This is a genomic window from Kitasatospora sp. NPDC056184, from assembly GCF_042268405.1.
Lineage (GTDB): Bacteria > Actinomycetota > Actinomycetes > Streptomycetales > Streptomycetaceae > Kitasatospora.
Window position 1 is genome coordinate 1 of sequence record NZ_JBHJUI010000001.1, and the last position, 14,197, is coordinate 14,197.

Annotated in this window: 14 protein-coding genes; 9 read left to right on the forward strand and 5 right to left on the reverse strand. The window is 76.3% G+C overall.

Translation table 11 applies throughout. The features are described from left to right. Positions 1–135: 135 nt before the first annotated feature. Positions 136–798, reverse strand: coding sequence for an NTP transferase domain-containing protein (locus ACFC0B_RS00005; protein ID WP_376079875.1), 663 nt, complete (start codon positions 796–798; stop codon positions 136–138). Positions 799–893: 95 nt separating this feature from the next. Further along, positions 894–1,883, reverse strand: coding sequence for an acyltransferase domain-containing protein (locus ACFC0B_RS00010; protein WP_376079877.1), 990 nt, complete (start codon positions 1,881–1,883; stop codon positions 894–896). Between the two features lie 125 nt (positions 1,884–2,008). On the opposite strand from ACFC0B_RS00010, the gene ACFC0B_RS00015 reads away from it, so the two are divergent. From ACFC0B_RS00015 to ACFC0B_RS00025, 3 genes are all read left to right on the forward strand, one after another. Then, the gene (locus ACFC0B_RS00015) at positions 2,009–2,953 is read left to right on the forward strand and encodes a DUF6081 family protein (protein WP_376079879.1); all 945 of its coding nucleotides are present in this window, start codon (positions 2,009–2,011) and stop codon (positions 2,951–2,953) included. An 80-nt stretch (positions 2,954–3,033) separates the two neighbouring features. Continuing rightward, positions 3,034–3,921, forward strand: coding sequence for a nitroreductase/quinone reductase family protein (locus ACFC0B_RS00020; protein WP_376079881.1), 888 nt, complete (start codon positions 3,034–3,036; stop codon positions 3,919–3,921). Positions 3,922–3,968: 47 nt separating this feature from the next. Further along, positions 3,969–5,036, forward strand: a complete 1,068-nt coding sequence (locus tag ACFC0B_RS00025) for an aldo/keto reductase (protein WP_376079884.1) — start codon at positions 3,969–3,971, stop codon at positions 5,034–5,036. A gap of 168 nt (positions 5,037–5,204) precedes the next feature. Here ACFC0B_RS00025 and ACFC0B_RS00030 read toward each other — a convergent pair whose 3' ends face one another. Continuing rightward, positions 5,205–6,284, reverse strand: coding sequence for a DUF6081 family protein (locus ACFC0B_RS00030; protein ID WP_376079887.1), 1,080 nt, complete (start codon positions 6,282–6,284; stop codon positions 5,205–5,207). Positions 6,285–6,480: 196 nt separating this feature from the next. On the opposite strand from ACFC0B_RS00030, the gene ACFC0B_RS00035 reads away from it, so the two are divergent. From ACFC0B_RS00035 to ACFC0B_RS00045, 3 genes are read left to right on the forward strand one after another with little or no spacing between them, the layout of a single operon-like run. Continuing rightward, positions 6,481–7,434: a pseudouridine-5'-phosphate glycosidase gene (locus ACFC0B_RS00035; protein ID WP_376079889.1), complete on the forward strand. Its 954-nt coding sequence runs from the start codon at positions 6,481–6,483 to the stop codon at positions 7,432–7,434. Then, complete coding sequence (locus ACFC0B_RS00040; RefSeq protein WP_376079891.1) at positions 7,431–8,132, forward strand: HAD family hydrolase; 702 nt, start codon at positions 7,431–7,433, stop codon at positions 8,130–8,132. The genes ACFC0B_RS00035 and ACFC0B_RS00040 overlap by 4 nt, the downstream gene beginning before the upstream one ends. After that, complete coding sequence (locus ACFC0B_RS00045; protein ID WP_376079894.1) at positions 8,129–9,133, forward strand: DUF6081 family protein; 1,005 nt, start codon at positions 8,129–8,131, stop codon at positions 9,131–9,133. Before ACFC0B_RS00040 ends, ACFC0B_RS00045 begins: the two co-directional genes overlap by 4 nt. Positions 9,134–9,205: 72 nt before the next feature. Here ACFC0B_RS00045 and ACFC0B_RS00050 read toward each other — a convergent pair whose 3' ends face one another. After that, positions 9,206–10,309, reverse strand: a complete 1,104-nt coding sequence (locus tag ACFC0B_RS00050; protein ID WP_376079897.1) for a hydrolase — start codon at positions 10,307–10,309, stop codon at positions 9,206–9,208. 255 nt (positions 10,310–10,564) lie between these two features. Next, positions 10,565–12,046 (reverse strand): MFS transporter, encoded by a 1,482-nt coding sequence (locus ACFC0B_RS00055; protein ID WP_376079900.1) that lies wholly within the window; start codon positions 12,044–12,046, stop codon positions 10,565–10,567. Positions 12,047–12,124: 78 nt separating this feature from the next. Between ACFC0B_RS00055 and ACFC0B_RS00060 the strand changes: the two genes are divergently transcribed. The 3 genes from ACFC0B_RS00060 to ACFC0B_RS00070 all read left to right on the forward strand — a co-directional run bounded on the left by ACFC0B_RS00060 (position 12,125) and on the right by ACFC0B_RS00070 (position 14,157). Further along, positions 12,125–12,616, forward strand: a complete 492-nt coding sequence (locus ACFC0B_RS00060; RefSeq protein WP_376079901.1) for a MarR family winged helix-turn-helix transcriptional regulator — start codon at positions 12,125–12,127, stop codon at positions 12,614–12,616. Positions 12,617–12,725: 109 nt separating this feature from the next. Further along, positions 12,726–13,610, forward strand: coding sequence for an SDR family NAD(P)-dependent oxidoreductase (locus ACFC0B_RS00065; RefSeq protein WP_376079904.1), 885 nt, complete (start codon positions 12,726–12,728; stop codon positions 13,608–13,610). 61 nt (positions 13,611–13,671) lie between these two features. Then, positions 13,672–14,157 carry a nuclear transport factor 2 family protein gene (locus tag ACFC0B_RS00070; RefSeq protein WP_376079906.1) on the forward strand — a complete coding sequence of 162 codons (486 nt, stop codon included), beginning with the start codon at positions 13,672–13,674 and terminating at the stop codon, positions 14,155–14,157. The last annotated feature ends 40 nt before the right edge of the window (positions 14,158–14,197 follow it).

Consider the following 14,197-nt stretch of genomic DNA (forward strand, 5'->3'; position numbering starts at 1 on the left):
GCCCGCACCCGCACCACCCACTTCGCAGCACTTCGCCCCGCCGAGCACTAGCTCGGCGGGGCAAAATGATCACGACCCCGAATTCGCCAACAGCGGCCTTCCCCGGCCGGGGCCGTTCCGGTGTGCGGCGGCGCGTCAGACGGGAACGCCCGTGCGGCGGGCACGGGCGGCCGGCGGACGGACCCAGGTGTCGAGGACGGCGGCGGAGAACAGCCCCAGCCCCCGGGCGCGGGCCCGGGCCAGGTCGGCCGGGGTGTCCACGTCCAGCCGCAGACCGGACCCGGCGGCCAGCACCGGCTCCCCGGCCCCGGACGCCCGCCCGAACGACGGGACCAGCTCGGCGGCCCGCAGCGCCGTCACCACCGTGGTGCCGGCGCCGGTGTGGTCGGCGACCCGGGCCCGGCGGTGGCGCCGCGCCCGTTCCAGCAGCTCCGCCAGCTCCTCCGGCCGCAGGGTGGGCAGATCGGAGGCGAGCACGGCCACCGGGCTGCCCGGGGCGAGCGCCGCGGCCCCCGCCAGGGCGGCCGCGTCCGGTCCGGCCCGCCGCCCCTCGGGCACGGCCGCCGCACCCAGCGTGTGCGCCTGCCGGGCGGCCAGCGGGTCGTCGGTCACCACCAGCACCAGCCCGACTCCGGGCGCGGCCCGCGCCGCCCGCAGGGTGTCCAGATAGAACGCGTGCGCCAGCTCGGCATGGTGACGCCCGCTGTGCCGGGCCAGCCGCTGCTTGGCCGCCCCGAAGGGCCGCACCGGCAGCACCACCGACCAGAGCACGCTCTCCCGAAACGGCTCAGCTGTCATACCCCCCACCCTGCGCCCCCGCCCTGGAGTGCCCCTGCACCCCCACTGGAGCACCGTCCCGGGCGGCCGTCGCGTTCGGGGCGCGCGGCTCCGGTTCAGGTGCGGTGGGGCAGACGGGCGAGGGCGGCGTGGAAGGCGGTGAGGTCGGCGGGGGTGCCGGCGTGGGCCGGGGCGGCGAGGAGGGGGGCGACGACGGTGGCGCCGGAGCGGACGGCGGGGTGGTGGCGGGCGGGGGTGGAGAGGCTGCGGTCGGGGCTCGCGTCCAGGAGGACCAGGCCGGGGCTGGTGCCGGAGCGGTCGAGCAGGGCCGACAGGGCCGGCCACCAGCGGACCGGGCGGGCGAGTTGGCCGGCCCAGAAGCCCGGGTCGCGGGCCTCCTCGGGGCGGACCTCGGCGGTGGTGCACGCGGAGAGCACGGGGGTGCGCGGCGGCCGTGGGCCGAGTCCGGCGAGCGCGGCGCCGAAGCGGTGGGCGGCGGGTGCCAGGGCGGGGGAGTGGAAGGCGTGGCCGGAGCGCAGGGCGCGGACCGTGTGGCCGGCGGCGCGCAGCCGTTCCGCGGTGGCGCCGAGGGCGGCGGACGGGCCGGCGAGGACGGTCTGCCGGGGGCCGTTGAGGGCCGCGAGGGCGACGCCGGGGCCGAGCCGGGGCGGCAGGTCGGCGGGGGCGGCGGCGACGGCGAGCATGCCGCCGCGGGTGCCCGGGTCGAGGTCGCCGCTGCGGGCGTCGACGAGCACGGCCAGCCGGTCGGCCGGGAAGACGTCGGCGAGCGCCGCGGCGGCCAGCTCGCCGACGCTGTGGCCGAGCAGCAGCGCGGGCGGGCCGGCGGCGGCCTCGACGGCCCGCCCGAGCGCGTGGCCGACGGCCAGCAGCAGCGGCTGGGAGGTCGCGGCGTCGTCCATGGCCGGCTCGGGGGCGGGCCGCAGCCAGGCCTCGCGCAGCTGCTCGCCGCGGGCGCCGAGGGCGGCGAACGACCGGTCCAGCTCCGCGGTGAAGACCGGTTCGCCGCCGTACAGGCCGGCGGCCATGCGTTCGCGCTGGGCGCCCTGGCCGGGCAGCAGCAGGACGGTCCGGCGGTGCTCGGTCATCGTCGTCTCCGGTGGGTCGTGGGCCGTCGGCCGCTGGTCGTCGTCGGGAGCGTGCGGGGAGGGCCTTGACCCGGGGTGGACCGGGGCTCAAGTCAGAATCCTGGCCGCGCCGCGAGGGTGACGGCGTGACGGACGCGCTCTTCCACGACGACTTCCGCGCCGGGTTCGACACCGCGGCGCGCTGGCAGGCGGGCGGCGACGGGATCGCCGCCGCCTCGGCCGACGGCCTGGCGGTGCGCTCCGCGGGCACCGACCCGGCCACCGACGAGCCGGTCTTCACGGCGACCCGCGCCCCGGACGCGCCCGGCGGCGGCCGCGGCGACCACCTGAAGTGGACGGCCGTGGTGCGGCACACCGCCCGCTCCGGGCTGCCGGGGTTCGACGTGCCGGCCGGCGGCGCGCTGACGGTGGACGCGGTGCTGGCCGCGCGCTTCCCGGGCACCGGGCGGCACCCGTTCGGCGCGGCGGTGGCCGATCCGGCGGGCGACCCGCGGCTGGCGGCGGCGGGCCTGGTGCTGCTCGACCCGGTGAGCCGGACGGTCTTCGACTTCCTGCTCACCGACACCCGGGTGTTCGCGCTGTACGAGTGCCTGCCGCCGCCGCCCGGCACCGCCCCGGCCGCCCCGCGCCGGGCCGCGTTCAGCCACGCGGTGCCGGTGGCCGACCGGACGCCCGGCGACTGGCACCGCTGCGCCGTCCGGGTGGACCGCTCCGGCACCCGGGTGACCTGGCTGCTGGACGGTGCCGAGGTGCTGGCGGTGGACCGGATCGGCCACCGGCTGCCGGGGCGCCGGCACCTGCTGCTGGACCACGGCGGCGAGCCGGGGGAGCCGGTGCGGCTGGGTCAACTGGCCGCAGGGCTGGCGGTGCTGACGCTGCTGGACGGCGCGGGCCCGGACGGGCGCGCCCTGGTGCGGCTGGACGCCGAGCCCGGTTTCTACGCCGACGTGCGGGCGGGTGCCCCGGCGCCGCAGGCGTTCGTCGACGAGCGCAGCCGTCCGGAGAGCCGACTGTTCGGCGCGGGGGCGGAGTTGAGGGTGCGTGAGCTGACGGTGCGCGGGGACGCGTGACGGCGCGGCCGGGTGTTGACAGGCATCGGCGGCCCCGTTAGCTTACCTTTGCTTTCAAAGCAAACGATAGGAGTGCCCTCATGAGCTGGAACGAACGGATCATCAAGGAGTTCCGGGAGAACAACGGGAAGGTGGGGGGCATGTTCGAAGGCGCCCCGATGGTGGTGATCACCACCGCCGGCCGCCGTACGGGCAAGCCGCACACCAACCCCGCGATCTACCTGCGCGACGGCGGCCGCTACCTGGTGTTCGCCTCCAACCTCGGCAGCCCGGAACACCCCGACTGGTACCACAACCTGGTGGCCGCGCCCCAGGTCACCATGGAGATCGGCACCGACGAGGGGCACGTGAAGCCCTTCGCCACCCGCGCCGTCGTCCTGGAGGGCGAGGAGCGCGACCGGCTGTACGAGCTGCAGAGCACCATCAGCCCGGCCTTCCGGGAGTACCAGGAGAAGACCACCCGGGTCATCCCCGTGGTCGCCCTGCACCCGCTGGACCTCTCCACCGACAACGAGCGCAACAAGATGATCGGCCGTCAGCTGATCATCCACCACAACGAGCTGCGCACCGAGCTCGCCGAGGTCCGCGCCGCCGTCGAGGCCGCGCTCGACGGCGGGGGCGCCGCCCGTCCGACCGCCGACCTGACCCGGCAGCTGCACCGCCGCTGCCTGACCTTCTGCTACGGACTGCAGATGCACCACACCCGCGAGGACGGCTCCTTCACCGCCTTCGAGCAGCAGTTCCCGCACCTCGTGCCCGCCATCACCCGGCTGCGGGAGGAGCACAAGGTGGTCGAGGAGGCGCTCGCCCGCCTGGAGGAGGTGCTGGAGCGCGGCCTCGCGGCCGAGGGCGGCGACGTCGCCGAGCTCCGGGCGGAGCTCGACCGCGCGATCAACGGCCTGGAGGAGCACTTCGCCTACGAGGAGGAGCACCTGCTCCCGGCGCTGGACGTGCCCCGTCCATCCTGACCGGGCCCCGGGCTGGCCGGGGCCCCCGAACCACGGAGCGTGCTGACATGCGCTACACGCTGCTCGGCAAGTCGGGCCTGAGGGTCTCCGAACTCGCCCTCGGCACCATGACCTTCGGCACCGACTGGAAACTGCCCCCCGAGGTCCCCGGCCGCCTGCTCGACCTGTACGCCGACGCCGGCGGCAACCTGATCGACACCGCCAACGAGTACGGCAACGGCACCGCCGAGTCGCGGCTCGGCGAACTCCTCGCCGGCCGCCGCGACCGGTTCGTGCTGACCACCAAGTACACGATGCAGACCCGGCCGGGGGACCTCAACTCGGCCGGGAACCACCGCAAGAACCTCGTCACCTCCCTGGAGGCGAGCCTGCGCCGGCTGCGCACCGACCACCTGGACCTGCTCTGGGTGCACGCCCGGGACACCCTGACCCCGGTGCCCGAGGTGATGCGCGCCCTGGAGGACGTCGTCCGGGCCGGAAAGGTGCTCCACATCGGCGTCTCCGACTGGCCCGCCTGGGAGGTCGCCCAGGCCAACACCCTCGCCGAGCTGCGCGGCTGGTCCGCCTTCGTCGGCCTCCAGCTGCACTACAACCTCCTCGACCGCACCGCCGAGCGCGAACTCCTGCCGATGGCCCACGCCTTCGACCTCCCGGTGCTCGCCTGGGGGCCGCTGGCCGACGGCCGGCTCACCGGCAAGTACCTGACCGGCGGCACCGGGCGGCTGGACACCGTCGCCTGGGGCCGGGCCCGCGGGGAGGGCGACGACGTCGTCCGCGAGGTCCTCGCCGTCGCCGAGGCGGTCGGCCGCCCGCCCGCGCAGGTCGCGCTGGCCTGGCTGCGCTCGCGGCCCGGCACGGTGGTCCCGCTGGTCGGCGCCACCTCCGAGGAACAGCTGCGGCAGAACCTCGCCTCCGCCGAACTGACCCTGGACGACGATCAGTTGTCCGCGCTGGAGCGGGTCAGCGCGGTGCCGGCCGGGTTCCCGCACGCCTTCCTGCGCTTCCCGGCGATGGTCCGGCTGATCTACGGCGACCAGTGGGAACTCGTCGACGACCGGCGCACCACCGTCCGCCGCGCCGTCGCCGACGACCTCTACGGCAGCGCCGCGCGCTGACGCCGCACACCGGCCGACGGCCGGGACCCGCCGGTACCTCCCCGGCGGGTCCCGGCCGTTCCGCTGCCGCCCTCCGCCGGGGGCACGCGGACGGGGCACGCGGACGGGGCACGCGGACGGGGCCGCGGACCAGGAGGTCCGCGGCCCCGTCCGGCCTTCCGCCGGCGCCTACTTCACGTACCGCATGTCGAACGAGCGCACGTTCAGCGTCACACCCTGGCCCCAGAGCCGGTTCCGCTCCAGGCTGCTGTCGTCCAGGAAGGCCTGCTGGGCCGGCGCGCCCTGCGACGGCTTGTAGTAGAAGTTCTCCTCCTTGCCGAGGCGGACCAGACCGCGCTTGTCCCGGTCCTTCACCCCGCCGCCGCCGTCCAGCAGGTTGCCGGTGCCCAGACCGCACTGCACCGAGCTCGCCCGGACCTGCTCCGGCGTACCGCCGTGGTCCAGCCGCAGGTACTTGCGGTCGAAGGCCAGCGTGCCGATCCGGTCGGTGGACAGCACGTCCTTGCCGTTCACCAGCCAGGTGACGCGCTGCCCGCCCTGGTCGAACTTGATCTCCAGGTTGTCCGCCCGGCCCGGGGTGCGCTTGGCGACCGGGACGGAGAAGTGGTACGCGGCGTAGGTGCTGCCGGGGATCGGCAGCCGCTCGTAGACCGCGTGGATCTCGCCGTTGGTGACCGTCAGGTTGGCCACCGTGTGGGTGGTGTGGTCGACCGAGATCAGCGTCGCGCTCGCCAGCCGCGGGTCGGTCTGCGGGTCGGCGACCGCGCCGCCGAACGGGTGCTGGTCGACGTAGTCCGCCCGGACGGCCAGCTTGCTGGAGCAGACCAGCGCGCCGGTGTCCGGGATCGGCACGCCGTTGGCGGAGGAACGCCGCGGCTGCGCCACCCACTTGAGGTGGTCACCGGTGCCGCCGCCGAAGCCGGTCGCGTTCTGGTCGGTCGTCGCGGCGAAGGCCGGCCGGCCGGTGACCGGGTTGGTGCCGGTCGGCACCACGGTGATGCCGCGGCGCCCGGCGGTGATCACCCCGTCGCCCTGCGGCAGCGTCTGTCCGGTCGCGGTCTTCGCCGAACCCAGCTGCCAGGCCTGGGCGGTGTCGAAGCCGCCGCGGAACTCGTCGTGGAAGAGGACCTGGCCGGACCGCCGGTCGGCGGTGTCCGCACCGGTGTCCGCGACGGCGGTCCCGCCGGCCCCGGCCACGCTGGCCACGGTCATCGCGACGCCGATCGCCGCCTTCACTTTCCCGTTCATCGCGTCTCCCTGCGCATCGGATCACTGAGCACCGAGGAGCGGCCGGGAGGGCCGCGGACGGTGCGCCGCACACTCTGTCCACGCCCCCTCGAATTCCGGTCGAACCGCTCCCTCCACGCCCGCTCGACCACTGCTCCAGCCGCCGCGGCCAGGCTGCGGACACCCACGACGACCAGCCCTGTCCGGAAAGGAGGCGATGGCCGTGGACCAGCTCCTCGCCATCACCGAGGAAGTCGGCACCGCACTGGCCGAGCGGCGGCCGGTGGTCGCCCTCGAATCCTCGCTCATCACCAACGCGCCGTCCGTCGACGCCGCCCTCGCCATCGAGAAGGCCGTCCGGGACGGCGGCGCCGTGCCCGCCACCATCGGCATCCTCGACGGCCGGCTGCTCGTCGGCATCGACGCCGACCAGATCGAGCGGCTGCGCACCACCCCCGGCGTGCCCAAGGTCAGCGCCCGCGACATCGGCCCGGTGCTGGCCGGCGGCGGCGCCGGCGCCACCACCGTGGCCGGCACCATCGTGATCGCCGAGCGGGCCGGCATCCCGGTCTTCGCCACCGCGGGCATCGGCGGCGTGCACCGCCGCGCGCAGCAGACCTTCGACATCTCGCCGGACCTGCTCCAGTTCACCCGCACCCGGATCACCGTCGTCTCCGGCGGCGCCAAGAGCATCCTGGACGCCCGGCTCACCGCCGAGTACCTGGAGACCGCCGGCGTGCCGGTGCTCGGCTTCGGCACCGACCGGCTGCCCGCCTTCTACGCGCGCGCCACCGACGTCCCGGTCCACCGGGTGGACGACGTCCGCCAGGCCGCGCGCACCGTCCGGGCGCACTGGGAGGTCAACGGCGGCGGCACGGTCCTGCTCACCACGCCGGTGGCGGAGGAGGACGCGCTGGACGCGGCCGTGGTGGAGACCGCGATCGAGCGGGCGCTCGCCGAGGCGGACGCCGCCGGGGTCACCGGCAACGCCGTCAGCCCGTTCCTGATGAAGGCCGTCTCCCGGGCCACCGAGGGCCGCACCGCCAAGGCCGGCCGCTCCCTGCTGCTGAGCACCGCCACGCTGGCCGGCGAGCTGTCGGTCGCGCTCTCCGCCCTCGCCGAGGCCGAGGCAGGGGCCGGGGCCGGGCGGCCGGCGGGGGAGCGGGCATGACCGGCGGCGCACCGGCCGGCGTCCTGTTCGACCTCGACGGCACCCTCGCCGACACCCCGGGGGCGATCACCACCCTGCTCACCGCCGTGCTCGCCGAACGCGGGGTGCGCCCCGACCCGGACGCGCTGCGCGCGACCGTCGGCCTGCCGCTGGAGCCCAGCCTCGCCCGGCTGCTCGGCCGGCCGGCCGACGGCCCCGAGGTGGCCGCCGCCGCCGCCGACTACCAGGCCCGCTTCCGCGCCCACCTGACGGCCGCCGGCGCCGCCCTCTGCTACCCGGGCGTGCCCGAGGGCCTGCGCCGGCTGACCGCGGCCGGGCTGCGGCTCGCGGTCGCCACCTCCAAGCCGCGCGGGGCCGCCGAGAAGATCCTCGCCCTGATGGGCGTCGCCGACGCCTTCACCGCGGTCGCCGGCCACGACAGCGTCGAGCACGGCAAACCGCACCCGGCGATGGCCCGGTACGCCGCCGGGCGGCTCGGCCTGCCGGCCGGCTCCTGCGTGGTGGTCGGCGACGGCGTCGCCGACGTCGGCATGGGCCGCGCCGCCGGCATGCGCGTCCTCGGCGTCTCGTACGGCGCGGCGACCGCCGCCGAACTCACCGCCGCCGGAGCGGACCCGGTCGTCGGGTCCTTCGCCGAGGTCGTCGACCTCCTGCTCGCCCCGGCCGCACCCACCGCCCGACCCGAGGAGCCGCGATGAACCCGCCCGCCCGCACCACCCCCGACACCGCCGTGCTCTTCCGGGACGACTTCCGGGACGGCCTGTCCGCCGCCGGGCCGGACGCCCGCTGGCGCCACGTCCAGGCCACGGCCGAGCTGATCGCCGACGACGCCGACCTCACCGTCACCGAGGAGGGCCTGCGCCTGGCCTCCCGGGGCCGCCACCCGGAGACCGGCGAGCCCGCCTACACCCGGACGGTGCCCAGCGAGCGCGGACAGGCCGGAGTGGTGCCCGGCTTCGCCGACCACGCCAAGTGGATCGCCTACGTCAACCGCACCGCCGCCTCCGGCTTCCAGGGCTTCGACGCCGTCCCCGGCCGGGTGCTCTCCGTCTCCGCCACCGTCTCCGGCCGCACCTACGGCACCGCCGGCCACCCGTTCGGCGACGCCGTCCGCGACCCCGAGGACGACCTGCGGCTCGCCGGCGCCATGCTGAACACCATCGACCCGGAGACCTCGGTCGCCTTCGACTTCATCCTGACCAACCGGCGGCTGTACGCCTTCTACGGGCGGACCAACTTCGCCCGCCGCCTGCTCGGCCGGTACGGCTCCTTCGCCTGCACCGTGCCGCTGCTCGACCGCACCCCGGGCGACCGCCACCGGGTGCGGATCTCCTACGACCGGGGCGCCGGCGTGGTCCGCTGGCTGCTGGAGGACGAGGAGGTGCTGCGGGTGGACCGGATCGGCCTGCCGCTCGCCCGCGAGACGCTCACCCTCGACGAGGGCGGCGAGCTGACCGTGGTCGAGCCGCGCCAGCTCAGCTTCGGGATGGGCATGCTGAGCCTGCTGGACGGCTCCTGGCCGACCGGGCGCGGCCTGGTCCGGCTCTCCCGGGCCACCACCTACTTCCGCCCCGACGCCGGCGAGCCGCACGAGCAGTCCTTCGCCGACGAGGAGAGCCTGGAGAGCAGCCGGCTCTTCGGCCAGGGCGCCGAGCTGACCATCGGCGACTACACCGTCACCGACGAAGCGGCCGGCTGACCGGCCGCCGCACGGCAGCGGAAGGGGGCTGCGGGCTTCGGCCCGCAGCCCCCTTCCCGCGTGAGCGGAACGTCAGTCCGCCCGGCGGCCGGCGAGTTCGGCGGTCGCGAAGCGGTGCGCGGCCGGCTCCCACTGCAGGACGGCGTGGGTGGCGCCGGTGGTGGCGTCCCGCCAGAACCGCTGGAAGGGCGCCTCCTCCTGCAGCGCGCCGGTCCCGGCCGTCCCGGCCAGCCCGTTCACCGCGGCCAGCAGCAGCTCCGCGGCCGCCGCCTGGTCGCGCTGCGCCCGGGCGCCGTGCCACTCGCCCCGGACGCCCCGGTCGGCGTCCTCGGCGGCCCGGGCCAGCAGCAGCGCGGCGGCGTCGGCGGTGGCGGAGGCCCGGGCGAGCGCGGACCCGGCCGCCGCCGAGGGCTTGCGGCGGGCCGCGGCGGCGCCGTACGCGTCCAGCGCGCCCCGGACCGCGCCCAGCACCGGCGCGGCGAAGGTCAGCCCGCTGACGTCGCGCAGCGCGACGGCGAGCGGCGCGGGCGCCCCGTCGGCCGACCGGCCGGCCAGCAGCTCGCCGGTGGTGAAGGTGTGTCCGACGGGGACGTGCACCGGGTCCAGCACCAGGGTGTGGCTGCCGGTCCCGCGCATGCCGACGGTGCGCCAGGTCTCCTCGACCCGGTAGGCGGAGCGGGGGACCAGCAGGAACCGCGCCTCCCGCTCGTCCGGCCCGCCGCCGGGCACCGGAACGAGGCAGGCGAGCAGCGCGGCGTCCGAGGAGTCGATGCCGCTGACGTAGGACCAGCGGCCTTCGAGCCGCCAGCCGCCGTCCTCGGCGACGGCGGTACCGGCGGGCACCAGCGCCCCCGCCACCAGCGCGTCCGGGCCGTCCGCCCAGAGGGTGCGGCGGCCCTCCTCGGGCAGGAACCCGGCCATCCGGCCGAGGGTCGCGGCGATCGACGCGCACCAGGCGGCGGACGGGTCGTGCCGGGCGAGTTCGGCGACGGCGTCGAGACAGGTGCCGAAGCCGCCTTCGTCGCCGCCCCACGCGGCGGGGACGAAGTGCCGGGCGAACCCGGCCTCCCGGACGGCCTCGGCGACCTCGGGGACGAGCCGGTACTCGCGCTCGGCCCGCTGCGCGTGCGCCGAGGCCAGCCGGCACACCTCGGTCAGGTCGGAATGCTCCTTCACGGCGGCACTTCCCTCCGGGGGACGGTGGTGAACGGTGGAGGAGCGCAGTCTTCCGCCGCCCGGTGGAGACCCACTGGACCTCCGGTCGCGTCCGCCCGCCCCGGAGAACGGTCCGGCGGGCCGGTCCGGGACGCGCCGGTGCGGCGGACCGGGAGCTCCCACCGTCGGCCCGGCGGCGCGGTGCCCGGCACGGCTGCCGGTGGAGGGGCCGGCCGTCCCGCCCCCTCCACCGGCAGCCGTGCCCGTGGGCCGCCGTCAGGCCTGGGCGGCCCCGGCGTCGGCGGGCTCCTGGGGGGTCTGCTGCTGCGGGGGGCGGGCCGCCATGAACACCAGCCGGCCGCCGGGGAGGATCATCGCGGCCGGGGCGGCCAGCAGGTAGAGGCCGACGACGACCAGCAGGCCGGTCGTGGCGGAGCGGATCGGCGGGTGGCCGCCGTCCAGCAGGCCGAAGTAGACGGTGCCGAGCAGCGCCACGCCGGAGGCGGTGCCGATCTGGATGGCCGTGTTGACCAGCCCGGCCGCGGCGCCCACGTGGTGGCCCGGGGTCTTCGCCAGGACGGTGGCGATCAGCACGCCCGAGGCCATCGACATGCCGACGCCGCCGACGAGCAGACCCGGGATCAGCTGCCAGGAGTGCAGCCCGGTGCCGTAGCGGGCGACCGTGAGGGTGGTGAGGCCCATGCCCAGGGCGAGCACCAGGCAGCCGACCACCGCCAGCGGCCGGCCGAGCTGGCGCAGCTTGGTGGCGAACGGCGAGAAGAGGCCGACGCCGACGGCGGCGGGCACCATGGTGAGCGCGGTGTGCAGCGGGGAGAAGCCGACGGTGCTCTGCAGGTGGACGGTCAGGATCACCGGGTACGCGGCGCCGGCGAAGAACAGCACGGCGACCGAGAGCCCGCCGAGGGCGGCCCGCTGGCGCAGCAGCGCCGGGTCGAGCAGCGCGGTGTGGCCGCGGGCGACGACCGTGCGCTCGTAGCGGCCGAAGACCCAGAGCAGGACCGGGCAGGCGGCCATGACGGCGAAGGTCCACCACGGCCAGTCCAGGGTGCGGCCCTCGACCAGCGGGTAGAGCAGGGCGAGCACGGCGGCGGTGGCGAGGACGAGGCCGCGCACGTCGGTGGTGGAGGCGTACTCGGAGCGGGAGTCGCGGCAGAGCAGCACGGTGCCGATCAGCGCGGCGATGCCGACCGGCACGTTGACGAAGAAGATCGGCCGCCAGCTGAGGCCGAACAGGTCGGCGTCGAGCAGCAGGCCGCCGAGCAGCGGGGCGCCGACGCCGCCGATCGAGAAGGTCAGGCCGTAGACGGTGGCGGCGCGCTGCTGCTCGACGGGCGGGAACTCCACCCGGAGCATGGCGAGCACCTGCGGCACCATCAGGGCGGCGCAGGCGCCCTGGAGGATCCGGACGGCGACCAGCATCTCCGGGTTGACCGAGAGGCCGGTGACCAGCGAGGTGAGGGTGAAGGCGATCAGTCCGGCCTGGAACACCTTGAGCCGGCCGTAGCGGTCGCCGAGCCGGGAGGCGGTGATCATGCCGGAGGCGAAGGCCAGGGTGTAGCCCGCCATGGCCCATTCGAGCTGGGTCGAGGAGGCGTGCAACTCGCGGCGGAGCGTGGGTAAGGCGACCTGGAGGACCGTTCCGTCGATCAGATCCATCACGGTGGCCGCCATGGTGACCACCAGGGCGGCCCAGCGGCGGGGGTTGTACTGCTCGGATGCGGGCCGGGGCACGGGCATGGGACGCCCCTTCCGGTACTCTGGGGGAGCGGACAGAGACTTTGCTTTGAAAGCAAAGTTATGAGGAGGGGTGGAGGGATGTCAACGGAACACGCGTCCGACGCCGGGCCCGGGCACGGCCTGAGCACCGACGAGGCGATCTGCGCGATGCTGCTCCTCATGCCGAGGGTGGCGGCGCGGCTCAAGCGCACGCCGGTGCCCGAGCGGCTGCGCTCGGCGAACCTGGCGCCCCGTCACCTGTCGATGCTGTCCTACCTGCTGTTCGACGGGCCGATGCCGGTCAACCAGCTGGCGGCGCGGCTGGAGGTGGCCCCGACCACGGTGAGCCTGATGGTCAGCGACCTCAGCCGGCAGGGCGTGGTCGAGCGTCAGGAGGATCCGGCGGACCGCCGGCGCACCATCGTCACCATCACCGAGGAACCGGAGACCAGGGCGGCCATCGAGGGCTGGCTGGCCAACGGCGCGGCCGCCTGGCGTAGCGCCTTCGCGCCGCTCGCGCCCGAGGAACGCGCCCTGTTCGTCCGCACCATCGAGGCCTACGAGAACGGCGCCTCCCGCCCCCGCGACTGACCCGTGTCCACCGCCCGGCCGAGCCGCGCTGGAGCGGTCTTCGAGCCGCCCGCGCTTCGCTGGTCGGCGGGCGGCACCGCGCCGCCCGTACGGACCCGCGGGAGGCGGCATGCCGACGAGAGTGCTGGTCACCGGAGCCACCGGGGCGGTCGGGAGCCATCTGGCCCGCCGACTGCTCAAGGACGGCGCGGAGGTGCGGGCGCTGGTCCGCGACCCGGCCCGGGCCGCCGCCCTGCTGCCCGCCGGGATCCACCTCGCCCCGGGCGACCTGACCGACCCGGCGGCCGTGCGCGCCGCGTTCGACGGCGTCGATCGGGCCTTCGTCCTGCTGGCCGAGGACGCCGGCGCCGCCGTCGCCGAGGCGCTGCACGGGGCGGCCGGCCGCGGCCCGGAGCACCTGGTGCTGCTCTCCGCCGCCGCGCCCGCCGCGCCCGCCGACCCGGCCGGGGACAACCCGCTGTTCCGCAAGCACCGGCAGGGCGAGGCCGTCCTGAAGGCCGCCGGCCGGCCGGTCACGGTGCTGCGGCCGGGACCGTTCGCCTCGCTCGCCCGGCAGTGGATCCCCGCCGTGCGCGGGGCGGGCGTGATCGGCGCCGTCCACCCGGACCTCGCCCTGCCGGTGATCGATCCCCGGGACATCGCCGACGTGGCCGCCGCCGTCCTGCTCGGCGCCGACGCCGGACCGGGGCCGCTGGTGCTCTCCGGGCCGCAGGCGCTGGACACCCCGGAACGGGTGCGGATCCTCGCCGAGGTGACCGGCCGTCCGCTGACCGTCCGCCGGCTGAGCGCCGAGGCCTGGGTGCGGCTGGTCGGCGAGCGGCTGCCGGAGGCCTACGCCCGGGCGCTGCTCGGCGTCGAGGAGTACCTGCGCCGGGTGCCGCCGCCGCTGGTCGCCACCGTCGAGGAGATCACCGGCCGGCCGGCCCGGACGTTCCGGGGCTGGGTCGAGGACCACGCGGCGGAGTTCCTCCAGACCGGCTCCAGGGCGGGTTGAGCCCGCCCGGCGAGGGTGGCCGGGACCGTCCGCGAGGCCGTTCCGACCGAGGAGGAAGCCGGTGCCGAGCACCACGACCACCCCCACCCCCACCCCCACCCCCGCCGCCCCCGTGGCCAACCCGGCCCTGTCCGGGCTCTACGCGGAGGTGCAGCTGTTCTACGCCCGCCAGATGCAGCACCTGGACGCCGTGCGCGCCGAGCCGTTCGCGGCGACCTTCGCGGCGGACGGCGTGTTCGACCACTCGCCGGACGCGCCGGCCGTCCGCGGCCGGGAGGCGATCGCCGCCGAGGTCCGCTCCTACAATGAGCGGCGGTTCGCCCAGGACCCGGTGCAGCGCCGGCACTGGTTCAACATGCTCGACGTGCGCGAGCAGCCCGACGGCAGCGTGCACACCGAGTTCTACGCCCTGGTGCTGACCACCCGGCCCGGGCAGTTCCAGCCGGTCGTCGCACCGGCCTGCGTCGTGCGCGACGTCCTGGTCCGGGAGGACGGCGAACTGCGCACCCTGGAGCGCCGGGTGACCCAGGACCACGCGTCCTTCTGAGCAGGCGGCCACCCCGGACGGGGGGGGGGCCCGGCCACCG

What these genes read in the sequence shown, in the direction of transcription:
- ACFC0B_RS00005 (WP_376079875.1), bottom strand. Translation starts at nt 798, where the DNA reads ATGACAGCTGAGCCGTTTCGGGAGAGCGTGCTCTGGTCGGTGGTGCTG.
- ACFC0B_RS00010 (WP_376079877.1), bottom strand. Translation starts at nt 1,883, where the DNA reads ATGACCGAGCACCGCCGGACCGTCCTGCTGCTGCCCGGCCAGGGCGCC.
- ACFC0B_RS00020 (WP_376079881.1), top strand. Translation starts at nt 3,034, where the DNA reads ATGAGCTGGAACGAACGGATCATCAAGGAGTTCCGGGAGAACAACGGG.
- ACFC0B_RS00025 (WP_376079884.1), top strand. Translation starts at nt 3,969, where the DNA reads ATGCGCTACACGCTGCTCGGCAAGTCGGGCCTGAGGGTCTCCGAACTC.
- ACFC0B_RS00030 (WP_376079887.1), bottom strand. Translation starts at nt 6,284, where the DNA reads ATGAACGGGAAAGTGAAGGCGGCGATCGGCGTCGCGATGACCGTGGCC.
- ACFC0B_RS00035 (WP_376079889.1), top strand. Translation starts at nt 6,481, where the DNA reads ATGGCCGTGGACCAGCTCCTCGCCATCACCGAGGAAGTCGGCACCGCA.
- ACFC0B_RS00040 (WP_376079891.1), top strand. Translation starts at nt 7,431, where the DNA reads ATGACCGGCGGCGCACCGGCCGGCGTCCTGTTCGACCTCGACGGCACC.
- ACFC0B_RS00045 (WP_376079894.1), top strand. Translation starts at nt 8,129, where the DNA reads ATGAACCCGCCCGCCCGCACCACCCCCGACACCGCCGTGCTCTTCCGG.
- ACFC0B_RS00055 (WP_376079900.1), bottom strand. Translation starts at nt 12,046, where the DNA reads ATGCCCGTGCCCCGGCCCGCATCCGAGCAGTACAACCCCCGCCGCTGG.
- ACFC0B_RS00060 (WP_376079901.1), top strand. Translation starts at nt 12,125, where the DNA reads ATGTCAACGGAACACGCGTCCGACGCCGGGCCCGGGCACGGCCTGAGC.
- ACFC0B_RS00065 (WP_376079904.1), top strand. Translation starts at nt 12,726, where the DNA reads ATGCCGACGAGAGTGCTGGTCACCGGAGCCACCGGGGCGGTCGGGAGC.